The organism is Clostridium sp. DSM 17811, assembly GCF_018861905.1.
Taxonomy (GTDB): Bacteria; Bacillota; Clostridia; order Clostridiales; family Clostridiaceae; genus Clostridium_AD; species Clostridium_AD frigoriphilum.
Window position 1 is genome coordinate 1 of the sequence record NZ_JAHLDU010000030.1, and the last position, 17,507, is coordinate 17,507.

The 17,507-nt window shown below is 30.8% G+C and carries 13 protein-coding genes and 1 pseudogene; 12 read left to right on the forward strand and 2 right to left on the reverse strand.

The window, feature by feature from the left end:
* The 7 genes and pseudogenes from KPL44_RS21310 to KPL44_RS21340 form a co-directional block, all read left to right on the forward strand.
* Positions 1-403: glycerate kinase (locus KPL44_RS21310; protein ID WP_216254547.1), on the forward strand; the 403-nt coding region annotated here is incomplete at its 5' end.
* A 76-nt stretch (positions 404-479) separates the two neighbouring features.
* A pseudogene (gene pyk / locus KPL44_RS21315) lies at positions 480-1,508 on the forward strand (pyruvate kinase); the annotation flags it as partial.
* Between the two features lie 77 nt (positions 1,509-1,585).
* On the forward strand, positions 1,586-2,449 hold the full coding sequence (locus KPL44_RS25915; RefSeq protein WP_216254551.1) for a sugar diacid recognition domain-containing protein: 864 nt from the start codon (positions 1,586-1,588) through the stop codon (positions 2,447-2,449).
* A complete protein-coding gene (gene pta / locus KPL44_RS21325) occupies positions 2,449-3,450 on the forward strand; it encodes a phosphate acetyltransferase (protein WP_216254554.1) in 1,002 nt (333 codons plus the stop codon). The genes KPL44_RS25915 and pta overlap by 1 nt, the downstream gene beginning before the upstream one ends.
* A gap of 498 nt (positions 3,451-3,948) precedes the next feature.
* Positions 3,949-4,509: a beta-class carbonic anhydrase gene (locus KPL44_RS21330; protein WP_216254557.1), complete on the forward strand. Its 561-nt coding sequence runs from the start codon at positions 3,949-3,951 to the stop codon at positions 4,507-4,509.
* 175 nt (positions 4,510-4,684) lie between these two features.
* The gene (locus KPL44_RS21335; RefSeq protein ID WP_216123275.1) at positions 4,685-5,401 is read left to right on the forward strand and encodes a CoA transferase subunit A; all 717 of its coding nucleotides are present in this window, start codon (positions 4,685-4,687) and stop codon (positions 5,399-5,401) included.
* Positions 5,402-5,435: 34 nt separating this feature from the next.
* Positions 5,436-6,095 carry a 3-oxoacid CoA-transferase subunit B gene (locus KPL44_RS21340; protein ID WP_216254559.1) on the forward strand — a complete coding sequence of 220 codons (660 nt, stop codon included), beginning with the start codon at positions 5,436-5,438 and terminating at the stop codon, positions 6,093-6,095.
* A gap of 148 nt (positions 6,096-6,243) precedes the next feature.
* On the opposite strand, the gene KPL44_RS21345 is transcribed toward KPL44_RS21340, so the two are convergent.
* Positions 6,244-7,191, reverse strand: a complete 948-nt coding sequence (locus tag KPL44_RS21345; RefSeq protein WP_216254561.1) for an L-lactate dehydrogenase — start codon at positions 7,189-7,191, stop codon at positions 6,244-6,246.
* A 286-nt stretch (positions 7,192-7,477) separates the two neighbouring features.
* Here KPL44_RS21345 and KPL44_RS21350 point away from each other — a divergent pair, with 286 nt between their 5' ends.
* Both KPL44_RS21350 and KPL44_RS21355 read left to right on the forward strand, forming a co-directional pair.
* Positions 7,478-8,812 carry a glycoside hydrolase family 30 protein gene (locus tag KPL44_RS21350; protein WP_216254565.1) on the forward strand — a complete coding sequence of 445 codons (1,335 nt, stop codon included), beginning with the start codon at positions 7,478-7,480 and terminating at the stop codon, positions 8,810-8,812.
* A gap of 84 nt (positions 8,813-8,896) precedes the next feature.
* On the forward strand, positions 8,897-10,285 hold the full coding sequence (locus KPL44_RS21355) for an MFS transporter (protein WP_216254567.1): 1,389 nt from the start codon (positions 8,897-8,899) through the stop codon (positions 10,283-10,285).
* Positions 10,286-10,332: 47 nt separating this feature from the next.
* Here the strand turns inward: KPL44_RS21355 and KPL44_RS21360 are convergent, their stop codons facing one another.
* Entirely contained in the window at positions 10,333-11,202 is an 870-nt protein-coding gene (locus KPL44_RS21360) for an AraC family transcriptional regulator (RefSeq protein WP_216254570.1), read from the reverse strand.
* Between the two features lie 235 nt (positions 11,203-11,437).
* Here KPL44_RS21360 and KPL44_RS21365 point away from each other — a divergent pair, with 235 nt between their 5' ends.
* The 3 genes from KPL44_RS21365 to KPL44_RS21375 all read left to right on the forward strand — a co-directional run bounded on the left by KPL44_RS21365 (position 11,438) and on the right by KPL44_RS21375 (position 17,506).
* Positions 11,438-13,441 (forward strand): beta-galactosidase, encoded by a 2,004-nt coding sequence (locus KPL44_RS21365; protein WP_216254572.1) that lies wholly within the window; start codon positions 11,438-11,440, stop codon positions 13,439-13,441.
* Between the two features lie 21 nt (positions 13,442-13,462).
* On the forward strand, positions 13,463-15,730 hold the full coding sequence (locus KPL44_RS21370; protein WP_216254574.1) for a glycoside hydrolase family 3 C-terminal domain-containing protein: 2,268 nt from the start codon (positions 13,463-13,465) through the stop codon (positions 15,728-15,730).
* Positions 15,731-15,913: 183 nt separating this feature from the next.
* Positions 15,914-17,506, forward strand: coding sequence for a DUF1430 domain-containing protein (locus KPL44_RS21375; protein WP_216254576.1), 1,593 nt, complete (start codon positions 15,914-15,916; stop codon positions 17,504-17,506).
* The last annotated feature ends 1 nt before the right edge of the window (position 17,507 follow it).

Sequence of the window (17,507 nt, forward strand, 5' to 3'; positions counted from 1 at the left end):
TGTACCAGGTGCTGGAGCAGCAGGAGGACTTGGGGCTGGACTTTTGGCATTTTTAAATGGTACTTTGAAAAAAGGTATCGAAATGGTAATTGAATATACTGGACTAGAAGAAAAAGTAAAAGATGCAGATATGGTTTGGACTGGAGAAGGAAGTATAGATTACCAAACTCAATATGGAAAAACTCCTTTTGGTGTTGCAGCCGTTGCTAGTAAGCACAATAAGCAAGTGATTGCATTAGCGGGAAGAGTTGGTAAAGGCATAGATATATTATATGAAAGTGGAATAGATTCAATATTTGGTATCATGCAAGGAGTAACTTCTATAGAGGAAGCTCTAGTGAATGGACCGGAAAACGTTGAAAAGACAGCTGAAAATATAATAAGACTTATGAACGTATTATAATTGGTAAATATCTGTATAAATTTATTTATACAGATACATTTTTAAAATTTATAATAAAAAGATAGGAGAAATGTATATGCGAAAAACGAAAATTATATGTACAATAGGACCGGCAAGTGATAGTAAAGAGGTAATGATCAAATTAATTGATTCTGGAATGGATATTTCAAGACATAATTTTTCTCATGGAAGCTACGAGGAGAATGGAAGTAAAATTAATTTAGTAAAAGAACTTAGAGTAGAATTGAACAAGCCTATAGAGATATTATTAGATACTAAGGGACCAGAAGTTAGAACAGGAAAGTTTGCTAGTGGTAGTGTGACTTTAGTAGAAGGTTCATTTTATACTGTTTTATGCGGCGAGGATATAATAGGAGACGAAACAACTTGCTCTGTTAGCTACACAGATCTATATAAAGATGTAAAGATAGGAGATTTAATTCTAATTGCAGATGGTCTGGTAGGTTTAGAAATTAAAGAAATAAATGAAAATAAGATACATTGTGTTGTAAAGAATACAGGAACTATTGGGAACTATAAGAATGTAAATGTACCAGGGGTTGTTACTAAGTTACCTGCTATATCAGAAAAGGATTTTGAAGACTTAAAATTTGGTATACATATGGGGGTAGATATTGTTGCTGCTTCTTTTGTTAGAAATGCGCAAGATGTTTTAGAAATTAAAAAGGTATTAAATGAAAATGGTGGGAGCCATATTAGCGTATTCTCTAAGATAGAAAATCATGAAGGTGTACATAATATTAATGAAATAATTGAAGCTTCCGATGGAATTATGGTTGCAAGGGGTGATTTAGGAGTAGAAATACCATTAGAAGAAGTACCTTTTGTACAAAAAATGATTATACGTAAGTGTAATAAGGTAGGCAAACCAGTTATTACTGCAACACAAATGCTAGAATCAATGAGTAATAATCCAAGGCCCACTAGAGCAGAGGTTTCTGATGTAGCAAATGCAGTGTTAGATGGGACAGATGCAGTTATGCTTAGTGGAGAAACAGCTAGTGGGAAATATCCAATTGAGGCAGTTTCTATAATGAAAAAAATTGTGGAAAGAACAGAGAGAACATTAAAAGATAATTATGAAATAGAAGATCAGGTTGTTTAGAATGAAACATTATTAACCATGTCAATAATGAAAATTTATACGAGAAGGAGGTTAGTATGACAAATATTTTGTTAAGGCTTATCGATTTTATTAGAGAGTTGGCATTTTCTATATCATCCGAAGTAGATTGCAATGTTAATATCATGGGTGACGGTGGAGAAATTATCGCATCAACTTCTATTGAACGTATTGGAACAATTCATGAAGGGGCCAAAAGGATAATGTCTGGAGAAGTATTCGAGATTGCAATCTCAGCAGAGGATGCACAGAAACTTCGAGGAGCTAAGCCAGGATATAATATGTCAATTGTATATGAAAATAAGGTAATAGGTGTTATTGGAATAAGTGGGGAACCTATCATTGTGAAACCTATTGCTAGAATAGCCTGTTCATTCATTGTTTCTCAAATTAAACAATATATGAAAAATGAATTAATAAATAAAACAATCGTTGAAATAATGTCTAGTATACAGCAAGTAGCAGATGATGTCCAACAACAGGCGACTGCATCTGAAGAACAAGCATCTAGATTAAATACATTATCCGAAAATGCTGAAACTATAAAATCTAAACTAAATAGTACTAATAAAATATTGTACTTTATAAAAGGGATTTCTGATCAAACAAATCTTCTAGGGCTTAATGCGGCGATTGAAGCGGCAAGAGCAGGTGAAAATGGAAGGGGCTTTACTGTTGTTGCTAATGAAATAAGAAAGCTGTCAAATGATAGCTCAAATTCTGTTGGTCAGATTAATGCTACTTTGAAAGATTTTAATAATTATATTACGCTAATAACTAATACAATTGTTGATATCTCTAAAAATTCATACGGTTTCTGGCAGTCAATGGAATGTATTGCGAAAGAAATGGAAGTAATTAAGAAGAACATGGTAAATATTCACTCAGAGGAGATAAAATAATGACATTTATAGAAAAAATGCACAAAATGGCACAAGCAGACAAAAAGAGAATAGTACTTCCAGAAGGCGAGGAAGAAAGAACTATAAAAGCTAGTGAAATTATTAAAAATAATTCATTAGCTGAAGTAATATTAATAGGTGATGCAAGTATAATACATAATAAAGCCGCTGAACTTTCAGTAAATATTAGCGGTATAGAAATTGTAGATCCAAGAAATTCTGAAAAAACTGAGGTTTATGCAAAGGAATTTTATGAATTAAGAAAAAATAAGGGAATGACTATAGAAAAAGCAGCTGAGACGATGAAGGATTGTGTGTATTTTGGTACTATGATGCTTAAGATGGGAGAAGCTGATGGAATGGTTTCAGGAGCAGTGCATTATACAGGTGATTTACTTAGACCTGGAATGCAAATCGTTAAAACTGCACCAGGAATTAAGGTTATTTCAAGCTTTTTTATAATGGAATTGCCTCATGATGAATATGGAGAAGACGGACTGCTTTTATTTGCAGATTCTGCTGTTAATATAAACCCTACGGCAGAAGAATTAGCAGCTATAGCTATTAGCACTGCAGATAATGCAAAATTATTATGTGGTTTTGAACCTAAAGTTGCGATGCTTTCTTTTTCAACTATGGGAAGTGCAAAACATGAAAAAGTTGATAAAGTCGTGAAGGCTACTGAAATAGCAAAGAATGCTAGACCCGATTTACAAATTGATGGAGAACTTCAGTTAGATGCAGCTATTGTTGCTAGCGTGGCAAAACAAAAAGCACCAAATAGTACTGTGGCTGGAAAGGCAAATGTTTTAATATTTCCAGATATACAATCTGGAAATATTGGATATAAATTAGTGCAAAGATTTGCTAAAGCAAAAGCTATTGGACCAGTTTGTCAAGGATTTGCGAAGCCTATAAATGATTTATCAAGAGGATGCAGTGTGGATGATATAGTTAATGTTATTGCAGTAACAGCGGTTCAAGCTCAAATTCAAAAATAGTCATGAGATAATGATGATCTTAAATGTGTTAGTTCTTATTAGATCTTGAAAGTTAGAAAAGATAAACATTATATACCGTGAAATCTTATTCATTAATATAAGATTTTAAGGTATTTTTTAGGATGATATGATTATTTACAGAAAATATTTTTATGGAAATCCAATCTATAATTAAAATCATGTGGATGAAATCTTTGACTTCCTTTATGATATTAAACTAAATTTATCGCTATTTTGCTTGCTAAATTTGAGATGTAAGAACTGTTGTGCAAATGAATAATGAAAAATGTTAAATAACCGATATCAACTGCTTTATAAAAATACTATTATTAATATAGAAGATATGAAAACGTTATACAATTATTATAATAACAAATTTTTAAAATCATCTAATTAAATTCAAATAAAGATTTTAATTTGTATAATTTACAACTATAGAAGAAACTCCTTTTGAGTTTCTTAAAATATATAAATAATATTATGAGGATGTGGGTCTAAATGAGTAAATTAGAAAAAATAATGGAGCATAATAAAAATTTTATAAATAATAAAGAATATGAGAAATATGTAACAACTAAAATACCGAAAAAGAAAATGGTGATATTATCTTGTATGGATACTAGATTAACAGAATTATTACCAAAAGCTATGAATATAAAGAATGGTGATGCAAAAATAATTAAAGATGCAGGAGCAACTGTTATGCACCATTTTGGTGGTGTAATGAGAAGTATATTGGTTGCAGTATATGAGTTTGGAGTGGAAGATGTTTTTGTAGTAGGGCACCACGGTTGTGGAATGAGTAATTTAGATACAACAGATCTTGTTATTAAAATGATGGAGATGGGCATAAAAAAAGAAACATTGTTAACATTGTACAATGGAGGAATTAATGTTGAGAGTTGGCTTCATGGATTTGAATCAGTTGAAGTCTCTATAAAAGAAAGTGTGAGTATGATAAAAAGTCATCCTCTATTTCCAGAAAATATAAAAGTACATGGTCTCATTATGAATCCAGAAACAGGAGAAATAGAAGTAGTGATAAATGGCGACAAATAGATATAAAATAATATTTTGAAGTAAGGTTGTAATGTACACCTTTTAGGTATACAATGAAACTATACGGTTTAAGTATACATTTAAGAGTAATATTTCCAAGTATGGTTGATGAAGTAAAACGCATTAGAAAAGTGTAAGTTTATATAACAAACTATTAGTGAAAGGGGATAATTTCATGAATAAAGTTATGGGTTTAGATGAAGTGATGGAAAAGGTTCACGATGGAGCGACAATTATGTTTGGTGGCTTTCTAGGGGTGGGAGCACCACTTAAAGCAATTGACAAATTGGTAGAAAAAGGTGTTAAGGATTTAACTATAATATCAATAGTTAATGCTTATCCTGGTCAAGATTTTGATATTGCGAGGCTTTACAAAAACAAGCAAGTTAAAAAATTAATTACTGCTCATTCTGCTACATGTCAGCTTGCGCTTGAACAATTTAAGAACGGAGATATTGAAATTGAATACTTTCCAATGGGTAGTCTTGTTGAAAAAATTAGGGCAGCTGGTTCTGGATTAGGTGGAGTACTTACACCCACAGGTGTAGGTACTTTAGTTGAGGAAGGTAAACAAAAACTTATAATAGAGGGTAAAATGTATTTAATTGAATTGCCACTGAAGGCTGATTTTGCATTTATTAAAGGTTATAAAGGAGATAGATTAGGAAATATACAATATCGTGGCTTAGCCATTAATACAAATCCAATTATGGCAATGGGTGCAGATTATACAGTAGCAGAAGTGAATGAAATAGTTGATGTTGGTGGTATTGAACCTGAATGCGTAGGTACACCAAGCGTATTTGTACAGGCTGTTGTACAAGGATATTCATTTGATGAGCATAAACAAGTATATACCGATTTGTGGGTTAGTTCTAATCAACTAAAATAATTGATTATTTATAAATCAAAGGAGGTAATTAAATATGGAAGCAAGAGAAATAATTGCTCGCAGGGCAGCTAAGGAACTAAGTAATGATCAAGTGGTGAATTTAGGGTTTGGAATGCCTACAGCAGTTGCCAATTATTTAGAGGAAGGTGTGGAAGTAATATTACAATCAGAAAATGGTTGCTTAATGTTTGGTCCTACGCCAAAACTCGGAAAGGAAGATCCGGATGTTGCAAACTCTGGTGGTCAACCGATTAGCTTATTACCCGGAGCTGCAGTTTTTGATTTGGCTACATCATTTTGTATTATTCGTGGAGGGCATGTTGACGCCACAGTACTCGGAGCACTTGAAGTAGACCAAGAAGGCAATATTGCCAACTGGGCGATGCCACTTGCTCCAGGGAAATTTGCACCAGGTATGGGTGGTGCGATGGATTTAGTAAATGGAGCTCGCAAAGTTATTGCTACATTAAAGCATTCTAGTAAGAGTGGATCTAAGATATTAAAAAAATGTCTTCTTCCAATTACAGGCAAGGGAGTAGTTGATATTATCGTTACTGAAAAAGCAGTATTCGAAGTGACGCCTACTGGGCTTGTACTTACTGAAATATTTGAAGGCCTAACTGTTGAAGATATTCGGAGCATTACAGAGGCTGATTTTACAGTTTCTGATAAGGTAACAGTATATAAGTTATAGATGTAAAGAAGAGATAATATAACAGATAAGCAAGTTAAATAATCCAAACTGTAAAATGAGGTGTCTCAAAATGATCTTTTAATCATTTTGAGACACCTCATTTACATATATACAAATATTTAATTGTGAACTAAGTAGAGTATAGTAATTATATTTTTGATTCTTTTATAATTGCTTTTAGTACCTTGGCAGATTCGACAAGTTGATTGTTTTCATCTTCATTGAGGTTAACTTGTAATATTTTCTTTACTCCTTCTCTACCTAGAATTGTTGGAACTCCCATATAAACGTCCTCTATTTCATATTCACCTTTTAGTAGAGAGGACACTGTAAGAATAGAGTTTTCATTACTTAATATTGCCTCAACTATCCTTTTTACAGCTAGAGCGACAGCATAATAAGTTGCACCTTTTTTTTCAAGGACTTTATATCCTGCTCTTTTTACATCATTGTGTATAGTAGACTTCATATCATCATTACATGTTTTAGAACTAATAGTACAGTACTCATCAATATTCATACCTGCAATACTAGTTAAACTCCAAGTAGCTATTTCTGAATCGCCATGCTCACCCATTATATAGGTATGAATATTTCTAGCGTCAACTTCAAAACGCTGACTAAGAAGATATTTAAGTCTGGAAGTATCGAGAACGGTACCTGATCCAATTACTCTATTACTTGGAAATCCTGAAAGCTTATAGGCTATATAAGTTAATATATCCACAGGGTTTGATACTATTACTAATATAGAATCAGGGCTGTATTTTACAACCTCTGGAATTATACTTTGGAATACTTTAAAATTATTCGCTATACAATTAAGTCTTGTTTCTCCTGGTTTCAAACTAATTCCTGCTGTAATAATTACTATATCTGAATCTTTTGTATCATCATATTCTCCGGAAGTTATATCTATAGGTTTTACGAAAGAAGCACCATGGGATAAATCCATCGCCTCGCCTTCAGCTTTATCCTTATTTATATCTACAATTACAATTTCAGATGCAAGTCCACTAGTCATTAGAGCGAAAGCTGTAGTAGAACCTACAAAACCTGCTCCAATTATAGAAATTTTATTTCCTTTTGTTCTCATATAAAAACGTCCCTTCTTTAGTTAATAGTATATAAATATTATATACTAATTAATAGCTATTATCAATATTCTTAATAAATGGTAAATTATATTTTTTTTCGTAAATCTATTAACCGTAGAGAGAAAGTAGAAAAATATAATCATTTTACAAAGGATATTACGAATGAAGAAAAAATAGTATAAAGTCAAAAACATACTATATTTGTGTCAATAAATGCACTTAAATGAAAACGTTTTATTTGTTAAAATAATAATTGTAGAAGATATTATACAAGGAGGAAATTAGATGAGTAAAGTTAAACACATATATAGCATTGATAAGGTTTATTGGCAAGAAGGTGAGTTAAACAATATACAATATGAGGATACTTTAGAAACAACACCTCAAATAAAGCAAACAATTAAAGGCTTTGGTGCATGTTTTAATGAAATCAGTTGGGATATATTAAATCAAATAGATGAAGATAAACGCAAATCAATTTTAGATTCATTATTTTCGCAAAAAGGGTGTAATTTTAATATTGGACGTTTACCAATGGGAGCTAGTGATTATGCTTTAGAATGGCATAGCTATGATGAAACTAGTGGAGATTGTGAGTTAAAAGATTTCACTATAAAACGAGATAAAGAATATTTGTTACCATTTGTTAAAGAGGCAATAAACCGTAATTCTGATATATCATTTTTTGCGTCACCTTGGAGTCCACCAACATGGATGAAAACAAAGAAGGCTTATAATTTTGGAACGTTAATTTTTGAAGATGAAAATTTGCAAAGTTATGCAAATTATTTTATTAAATATATAGAAGAATACAAAAAAGAAGGAGTAGTTATTGAACAAATTCACATACAAAACGAACCTCATGCAGATCAAAAATTTCCGTCTTGTATGTGGACAGGAAAAGAAATGCGAGATTTTATAAAAAATTATCTTGGACCAATATTTAAAGAGAAGGGCATCGACACTGAAATATGGCTTGGTACAATTAATGGCCCATTTGTAGATTTTATGCTTGAAGGAGGGGCTCCATTTTCTCAGTTTTATGATCAATGTATCAATACCATATTGTCTGATAAAGATGCAAGGAAGTATATAAGTGGAGCAGGATTTCAATGGGGTGGTAAACATGTAATTGAGCAAGTCGAATTAAGTTATCCTGAAATAAGACTTATGCAAACCGAAAATGAATGTGGTGATGGAAAAAATACATGGGAGCATGCGGAATATGTTTTTGGACTATTTTGGCATTATCTTCAACATAATGTTGAAAGTTATGCATATTGGAACATGGTACTACCCAAAGGCGGAGTAAGCACTTGGGGATGGGAACAAAATTCGATGATTACAATAGACGAAGAAACTAAAGAAGTTGTATATGAGCCTGAATTTTATGTTATGAAACATTTTTCACATTTTGTAAAACAAGGTGCAAAAAAAATAGTAACTAAAGGTCATTGGACTTCAAATTCTCTTGTATTTGAAAATCCTAATGGTGATATTGTAGTTATCGTTGGCAATGCTATGGATAATGACCGTGAATTTACATTCAAACATAAGGGAATTACTTTTTCGACCGTTATAAATAAGCATTCTATAAACACATTTTATGTGCAAGCTTAATTATATACAATAAATTTTGGATGCTAATTCTTTATTAAATCTAGACTTGGAACGAATAAAGTAGTAATTGGGGGAGGAATTAAAATGTTATTTAAAAATTTCACTAATATAAATGCGAATCCAGTTGTAGGTGTTAAAGAAAGATTGGCTTTTGGGTGTGGTGATTTAGCAAGTAATATAATATACTCTGCAATGTCAATGTTTTTGTTGTTTTACTATACAGATGTTATTGGCGTAAGTGCAGGGGCTGTAGGTACAATAATGTTAGTTTCACGTTTATTAGATGGGATAAGTGATTTGATAATGGGGGTTATAATTGATAGAACAAAATCGCCATATGGAAAGGCAAGGCCATGGATACTAAGAATGATGATACCATATGCTATAGGAGCTGCATTACTATTTTCAGTTCCTACTAGTTTTGGAGAAACAGCTAAACTTATATATATATTTATAAGTTATAATCTAGTATTTACTATAATATTTACAGCAATAAATTTACCATACGCAACTTTAAATGCACTTATTACTCAGGACCAATATGAACGTTCGGTATTAAATATATTTAGGATGTTACTTGCGACTGTAGGAACCTTGTTTATAACAACATGTACATTACCAGTTGTAAAGTTTTTTGGAAATGATGCAAGAGCATGGACTTACACATTTATTTTGTTTGGTATGATATCGATTGTATTTTTTATGATAACGTTTTTAGGAACAAGAGAAAGAACAGGTGATGTTATTTCAAATGAACCAAAGAAAAATGTGCCAATAAGGGTTGGATTTAAAGCATTAATTAAAAACAAATATTGGATAATAATCACATTGACACTAGTATTAATATATATTTCTGCGGGTATAAACGGTGCAGCTACTATTTATTTTGCTAAATTAGTATTAGGAAATCAAGGATATGTTAGTCAATTAGCAATGGCGATGACTATATCACAAATAATTGCTATGTTTATAGTGGCGAAATTCGTAAAGAAACACGGAAAAAGAAATGTTTTGATTGGCGGATGTGTTATAACTGTAGTAGCATACATAATTATCATGATAGGAGGAAATAATTTCAAGTTTGTGCTTATTGGTAATATAATTAGAGGTCTTGGTGGTGCAGGAATGGCGGCTTCAATGTTTGCAATGGTATCTGATACTATTGAGTATGGCGAGTGGAAATCTGGAATAAGAACAGAGGGTTTAATAAATAGTGCATCAAGTTTTGGACAAAAGGTAGGTAATGGATTAAGTGCAGCGATATTTGGATGGATACTCGCAATAGGAGGTTACGCAGGAGGGGCATCAACTCAAACAGCTTCAGCAATAACTGCAGTAAAAGCGGCTTATATATATATACCACTTATATTAACAATTGTTACAATAGCAATATTATTTGGGTATAAATTAGATAAAGAATACCCAAGTATATTAAAAGAATTAAAAAGCAGAAATGCTACGAATTATATTTAATAAAAAACAAGCAAGGCACCATAACATGGTTTGAAAGTGCCTTGTTTTTATGATTTATGAGTAGAATTTTTTATAGTGGATTTTATTGCTAGTTTTCGAGTTTCACCTGGAGTACAACCATAAGTATCTTTGTATATTTTCATGAATATTTTGTAGTTTGTGAAACCATTTCTTTCAATAAGTTCAGAGATACTGTAATCAGAGTTGTTTAAGTCAACGTAAAAGTGCTCGAGTCGTACACTATTTAAATATTTTAAAAAGGTTGTTCCCATATATTTTTTAAAAAATCTCGAAAAATATTCAGAATTTAATCCAGCCTTAGATGAGATGGTTTCTAAACTTATACATTCTTTATAATTTTCTTTTACATATTTCGTAATTAAAGATAATCTTTCTAAATAACGATCTGTTTTTTGTATTTTTAATTCTGGTAAATAAATACTAAATTGATTAACTAAAATAAATAGTAAGTCAAAAATTAAACTATTAACTTTAAGTTTATAACCAAGAGGTTGATTTTGATAAATCTCTGCGAAAGATTTTAATAAAAATTTTATGTCTTTTTGATAGATGACTTTTTTAGAGTCTTCCATAGAAGGATTACATTCGAAATGAATATTATGAAAATTATAAATACTATTTTCTAAAATTTCATAAGGAATTTGTAAAAGTATAGATGTATTGCTATCTTTATGAGTTGTGGAATGAATATCTCTAGGGCTTATTACTATTAGTTCATTTTTTTCAACTAGAAATGAAGAATTGTTTATATCGACTTTAAGATAACCATCCAAAATATATATAATCTCCATATGATTATGCCAATGTTTAGGTATAATTCTAGCAGCGTCAGTCATGTTAAGAAACATAACACTAATATCCTCATTTGATTTAACTAATTCATGTTTAAATTCCATAGAACCTCCTACAACTTCTAAAATTTCAATAATTACATTATTTATTAGTTATTTTAAATAATAAACAAAAAACAACCTTAATTAGGTCAATAAAATCACTGATTTAGTTATTATAAAATTGATATAATTAATGCATTGCTGAAAAGGTTTAATTAAAGTATATTATATTAAAAAAATCAATGCAACTATATAATAAGAACTATTTAAATATTACTAAAAGAAAGGACGTGGAATCATGAAAAAATTACTTTTTGGAGTTGCTTATTATGATGAATATATGCCGTGTGATAGACTAAATGAAGATGTTAAAATGATGAAGGAGGCAGCTGTTAATGTTGTACGGATTGCTGAATCAACATGGAGCAGTGTTGAACCACAAAATGGAGTGTTTGATTTTAAACATATAGATAGAGTTATCGATGTTATGGAGGAAGCGAAAATAAGTGTTATTATTGGAACACCTACATATGCAATCCCTACATGGCTTGTAAAAGAATGTCCATCGGTTCTAGCAGTCACAAAGAAAGGACAAGGCATTTATGGCGCAAGACAAAACATGGATATTACGAATCCTACTTACTTATTTTATGCAGAGAGGATTATTCGAAAGATCATGGAAAGAGTAAGCAAGAGGAAATGCGTTATAGGATTCCAACTTGATAACGAAACTAAGCATTATGATACATCAGGGGTAAATGTACAACTTTCATTTATTAAATATTTAAGAAATAAGTTTCCCAATATAAATGACTTGAATGATGAATTTGGTTTATCTTATTGGAGCAATAGAATTAATTCATGGGAAGACTTTCCGAATGTCCTTGGAACTATAAATGGAAGTCTTGGAGCAGAATTTGAAAAATTCCAGAGGACTCTTGTAAATAAATTTTTAAGTTGGCAAGCGGATATTGTAAATGAATATAAAAAAGAAAATCAATTTGTAACTCAAAACTTTGATTTTGAATGGAGAGGATATTCATTTGGAGTTCAACCTAAAGTAAATCATTTTGAGGCGGCAAAGTGCTTAACAATAGCAGGCGTGGATATTTATCATCCAACTCAAGATCTTTTAACAGGTAGCGAAATTTCATTTGGTGGAGATATGACAAGATCTCTTAAAAGTGATAATTACCTTGTCCTAGAAACTCAAGCACAAGGATTTGAAGACTGGTTACCTTATGATGGTCAGCTTAGGTTGCAGGCATTTAGCCATATAGCTTCTGGTGCAAATTCTGTTATGTATTGGCATTGGCATTCTATTCATAATTCCTTTGAAACCTATTGGAAAGGCCTTTTGAGCCATGATTTCAAAGAAAACCCTACTTATAATGAAGCTAAAATTATTGGATATGAGTTTAATAAATTTGGTGATAAACTTGTAAGTTTACAGAAGAAAAACGATGTTGCTATTCTTGTAAGCAATGAAGCGTTAACGGCTATTGAATGGTTCAGCATGACATTAGATTTTAACTACAATGATGTTGTACGTTGGATGTATGATGAATTATATAAAATGAATGTAGGATGTGACTTTATTAATTCCGATTCTTGTAATATAGAAAAGTATAAGTTGATTATGGTTCCAGCATTATATTGCGTACCTGATAATTTACTTGAAAGATTAAACACTTATGTTGAAAATGGTGGGAATATGGTTGTTACATTTAAAAGTGCATTTACAAATGAAAATGTAAAAGTTAGTTATAATGATCAACCTAATATAATAAATAAATGTCTTGGAATTACTTATAATCAGTTTACGAAACCAAATAATGTTTATTTAAAAGGGCATGATTTTAACGTGTCAATAGAGGACAATAAAGTATCTCACTGGATGGAATTACTAAAACCTACTACAGCAGAAACAATTGCATATTATGATCATCCAAATTGGGGGGGGTATTCTGCAATAACTAAAAATTCTTATGGCACAGGAACTGCAACTTATATTGGTTGTTTTACAAGTAAAGCAGTGTTAAAAGAGGTTTTAATAGGTGTTTTAAAGGATTCTAATCAATTTGGGCAAGAACAGGAATACAATTTCCCTATTATAATTAAATCTGGATATAACTTAGAGAATAAAAAGGTTGTATATTATTTTAATTATTCTGCCCAAAAACAAACAATTAAGTATATGCATAATGAAGGAACTGAATTAACTAAAAATAAGACTATAATAAAAGGTGAAGAAGTGTTGCTAGAACCTTGGAATTTAATTATTGTAGAAGAAAATATATAAATAAAAAGTTGGAGGGAAAAAATGGATAGAAATATAAAAGAAATAATTTCGCAAATGACCTTAGAAGAAAAAGCAGGAATGTGTTCGGGACTAGATTTTTGGCACACAAAAGGGGTAGAAAGATTGGGAATTCCATCTATAATGGTAACAGATGGACCTCATGGACTTAGAAAACAAGCCGGTGAATCCGACCATCTTGGATTAAATAAAAGTGTTCCAGCAACGTGTTTTCCATCAGGGGCAACACTCGCTTGTTCATGGGATAAAAGGCTTCTTGAAAAGGTTGGAGTTGCATTAGGCGAGGAATGCCAAGCGGAAGATGTGTCAATTATACTTGGACCAGCAGCTAATATAAAACGTTCTCCATTATGTGGAAGAAACTTTGAGTATTTTTCAGAAGATCCTTATTTATCATCAGAAATGGCAAAAAATCATATTAAAGGAGTTCAAAGTCAAGGGGTAGGTACATCACTAAAACATTTTGCTGTAAATAATCAAGAACACAGAAGATTATCTGTGAATTCAGTATTAGATGAAAGAGCATTAAGAGAAATCTATTTGGCTAGTTTTGAAACTGCTGTAAAAGAGGCAAAGCCTTGGACAGTAATGTGTGCATATAACAAAGTGAATGGTGAATATTGCTCTGAAAATGAATCTCTTTTAACTTCGATTCTGAAAAAAGAATGGGGTCATGAAGGGTTTGTAATGTCTGATTGGGGAGCTGTAAACGAAAGGGTCTCAGGACTTATTGCAGGGCTCGAACTTGAGATGCCATCAAGCAATGGACTTTCGGATAGAAAAATAGTCGAAGGTGTTAAAAACAAAAGCTTAACTGAGAATATTTTAGATAGCGCTGTTGAAAGACTTTTAAAAGTAATATTTAAAGCCGTAGATAACAAGAAAAAAAACTCAGTTTATGATAAAGAAGAACATCATAAATTAGCTAGAAAAGTTGCCCGTGAATGTATGGTGTTACTAAAAAATGAAGAAAACATATTACCACTTAAAAAAGAAGGAAATATTGCAATTATAGGTGCGTTTGCTAAAACCCCAAGATATCAAGGTGGAGGAAGCTCTCACATAAATCCAACTAAGCTTGACGATGTATTAGAGAAAATAAAAGAATCGGCAGGAATTAATTGCAACATTTCTTATTCAGAGGGTTTTAGTTTAATAAATGATGATATTTATGAGAATTTAGTTGACCAGGCAAAGAAAGCAGCATCCAAATCACAGGTCGCAGTTATATTTGCAGGGCTACCGGATAGATATGAATCTGAAGGTTATGATAGGACACATATGAGAATACCTGAAAATCAAATCAATTTGATAGAGGAAATTGCAAAGGTGCAAAAGAATATTGTAGTTGTATTAAGCAATGGATCACCTATAGAAATGCCGTGGATAAGTAATGCTCGTGGAGTTTTAGAAGGATACATAGGTGGACAGGCCGCTGGAGGAGCTATAGCAGATTTGTTATTTGGAAGCTTTAGTCCTTGTGGTAAACTTGCTGAAACATTTCCACGAAAATTAAGTGATAATCCTTCATATCTTAATTTTCCTGGTGAGGGAGACGTTGTAGAGTATAAAGAAGGATTATTTGTAGGATATAGGTATTATGATAAAAAAGAATTGCCAACTTTATTTCCTTTTGGGCATGGGCTTAGTTATACTAGTTTTGAGTATTCGGATATTACCGTAGATAAAAAAGAGATGGTTGATAATGAAACTTTAAACATAAAGGTTAAAATTAAAAATACCGGGATGGTAACTGGAAAAGAAATAGTTCAGTTATATATAAAAGATGTAGAAAGTACTGTAATAAGACCAGAAAAAGAACTTAGAGCCTTTGAAAAAGTTGAGCTTAAGCCTGGAGAAGAGAAAATTATAACTTTTATTTTGGGCAAGAGAGCTTTTGCATACTATAATGTAGAAATTAAAGATTGGCATGTAGAGAGTGGAGACTTTGAGATATTAGTAGGCGCTTCATCAAAGGATATAAAAATTAAAGAAGTGGTAAATGTTAAATCGACAGTGGTTATTAAGAAGAAGTTCAGCAGAAATTCAACTCTGGGGGATATAATGAATGATCCAAATGGCGAAAAGATGGCTGCAAGTTTAATAAAAGATATTTTTGGGGAAGAAGATGAATCGGGGGACGATCTTGGAACGGATATGAGCGCAATGCTTAAGGATTTCGTTTTACGTTCTATGGTTACTTTTTCAGGGGGGAGATTTACCGAGGAGATAATGGAGTCGCTTGTTGAAAAGTTAAATGGCAGAAAATAATTAATAGAGGACTAAAAGGGCGTTCACTTTGAGAACTTCTTTTTAGTCTTCTGTTTATGTCTGAATAATGACATTTAAGGAATTTAATGTTGAATTGTAATTGTACACTATATATAATTGTAGTATCAAATTCTGAAACCAAGTAGATTTATTTGCTTGGTTTTTATTTAAGGAGAGATTACATTGAAAAAAATATTTGCAATAATCTTTTCAATTATTTCAATAAGTTCATTTTTTATATTGTTAAATATTCAAGATAAAAGTGCTAATTGGATGCAAGTTTATATAGTAATAATAATGTATGTTATTTTAATTTTAATTATTTTTTATAAATTATTAAACAGTTATAAAGAGTTTGGGATAAAGAAAATGCTGGGTTTTACAACCGTAGATATCTGGATTAAAGATATTACAAACTTAATGATATTGCAATTAACAATAAATGTAATTATAGATATTTCAATGTTTATTATGTTAAAGGGATACTCTAATTATTTAAATTCTTTTATACTTAAAGTTTGTATGAGCTTAATCATTCAATTAGTAATTTCATTTGTGTTTTTATCTATCCCATATATATACATATCTGAAATTACCATTTCTAATATGATAAAAAATAAAAAAAATATGAAAGCAATTGCGACTTTTAATAGTATTCTAAAGACTATATTGATAATTATTTTTATATTAGTTTCATCAATAGCATTAAATGAATATGATTCAATCCATTCATTTTATAGTACGTCTTTTCAAAAATGGGAAAAAACAAAGGACTATGCATTTATAGGTGGTCTTAAAGCAAAAAACTATGAAGAACTCCAATCAGACGCTTTTAATTTGAAATTGAAAAAATTATATCTTTATTTGAATGCTAAAGGCAGCATATTGGCAGATTTTAATGATTTTACTCAACAAAGTATGAAAACGAATAAAAATAATGATATACCTAATCAGGTTAAAGCATTTGCAACTGTTAATCCTAATTACTTAATAAATAATAAAATTTATGATATTAAAAATAAAAAAATAAGTATTTTAGAATCAGAAAGAGGCAGCATAATAATTATTCCACATAGATATATAAACTCAGAAAAAGAAATAAAAAATTTCTTCTCACATTTAGGAAAAGATATAAAAATAATATGGAGCAAAGATAATCAAAAGTTATTTTCTTATGATATAGATGTAAACTCTAAATATGGAAATATGGTAATAGATCCACTTTTAATGGTAATTACAGAAAGTAATGGAGACTTGCATGATTATGCTAAGGTAGCTGGGGGAGAAGGGGCTCCATTTAAATTTAAAAGTAATAATAGAGATAATCCTCAAGGGACATTTAAAAATAAAGCTAAGGAATTAGGTATTTATAATAAATTAGTTAATGTCTATTCTGTATATGATGAAATATCACTTGAAATTTATAAATTAAAACAAAAACTTTTTGTAATTTCAGTTGTAATGTTTTTGTGTATAATAATAATTATTTTTATTATACTGCAAAATACATTTAATTACTTTGAAGAAAACAAACAATTATTAGCTATTAAAACTTTTCATGGATATAAACATTATGATAAGTACAGAGACTATTATTTGAAAATGTTATATTCATGGATTATAATAGCCATTTTTATAATCGCTAAAAATGGTGTTAAACCCGATAATAGTTGGAGCATTTTTATGGGGGCATTAGTTATGGAGATAATGATTTCAGACATAAGCATTAAAAAAATTGAAAAAAGGAATATCATTAAGGTTATAAAGAGGGGATAAT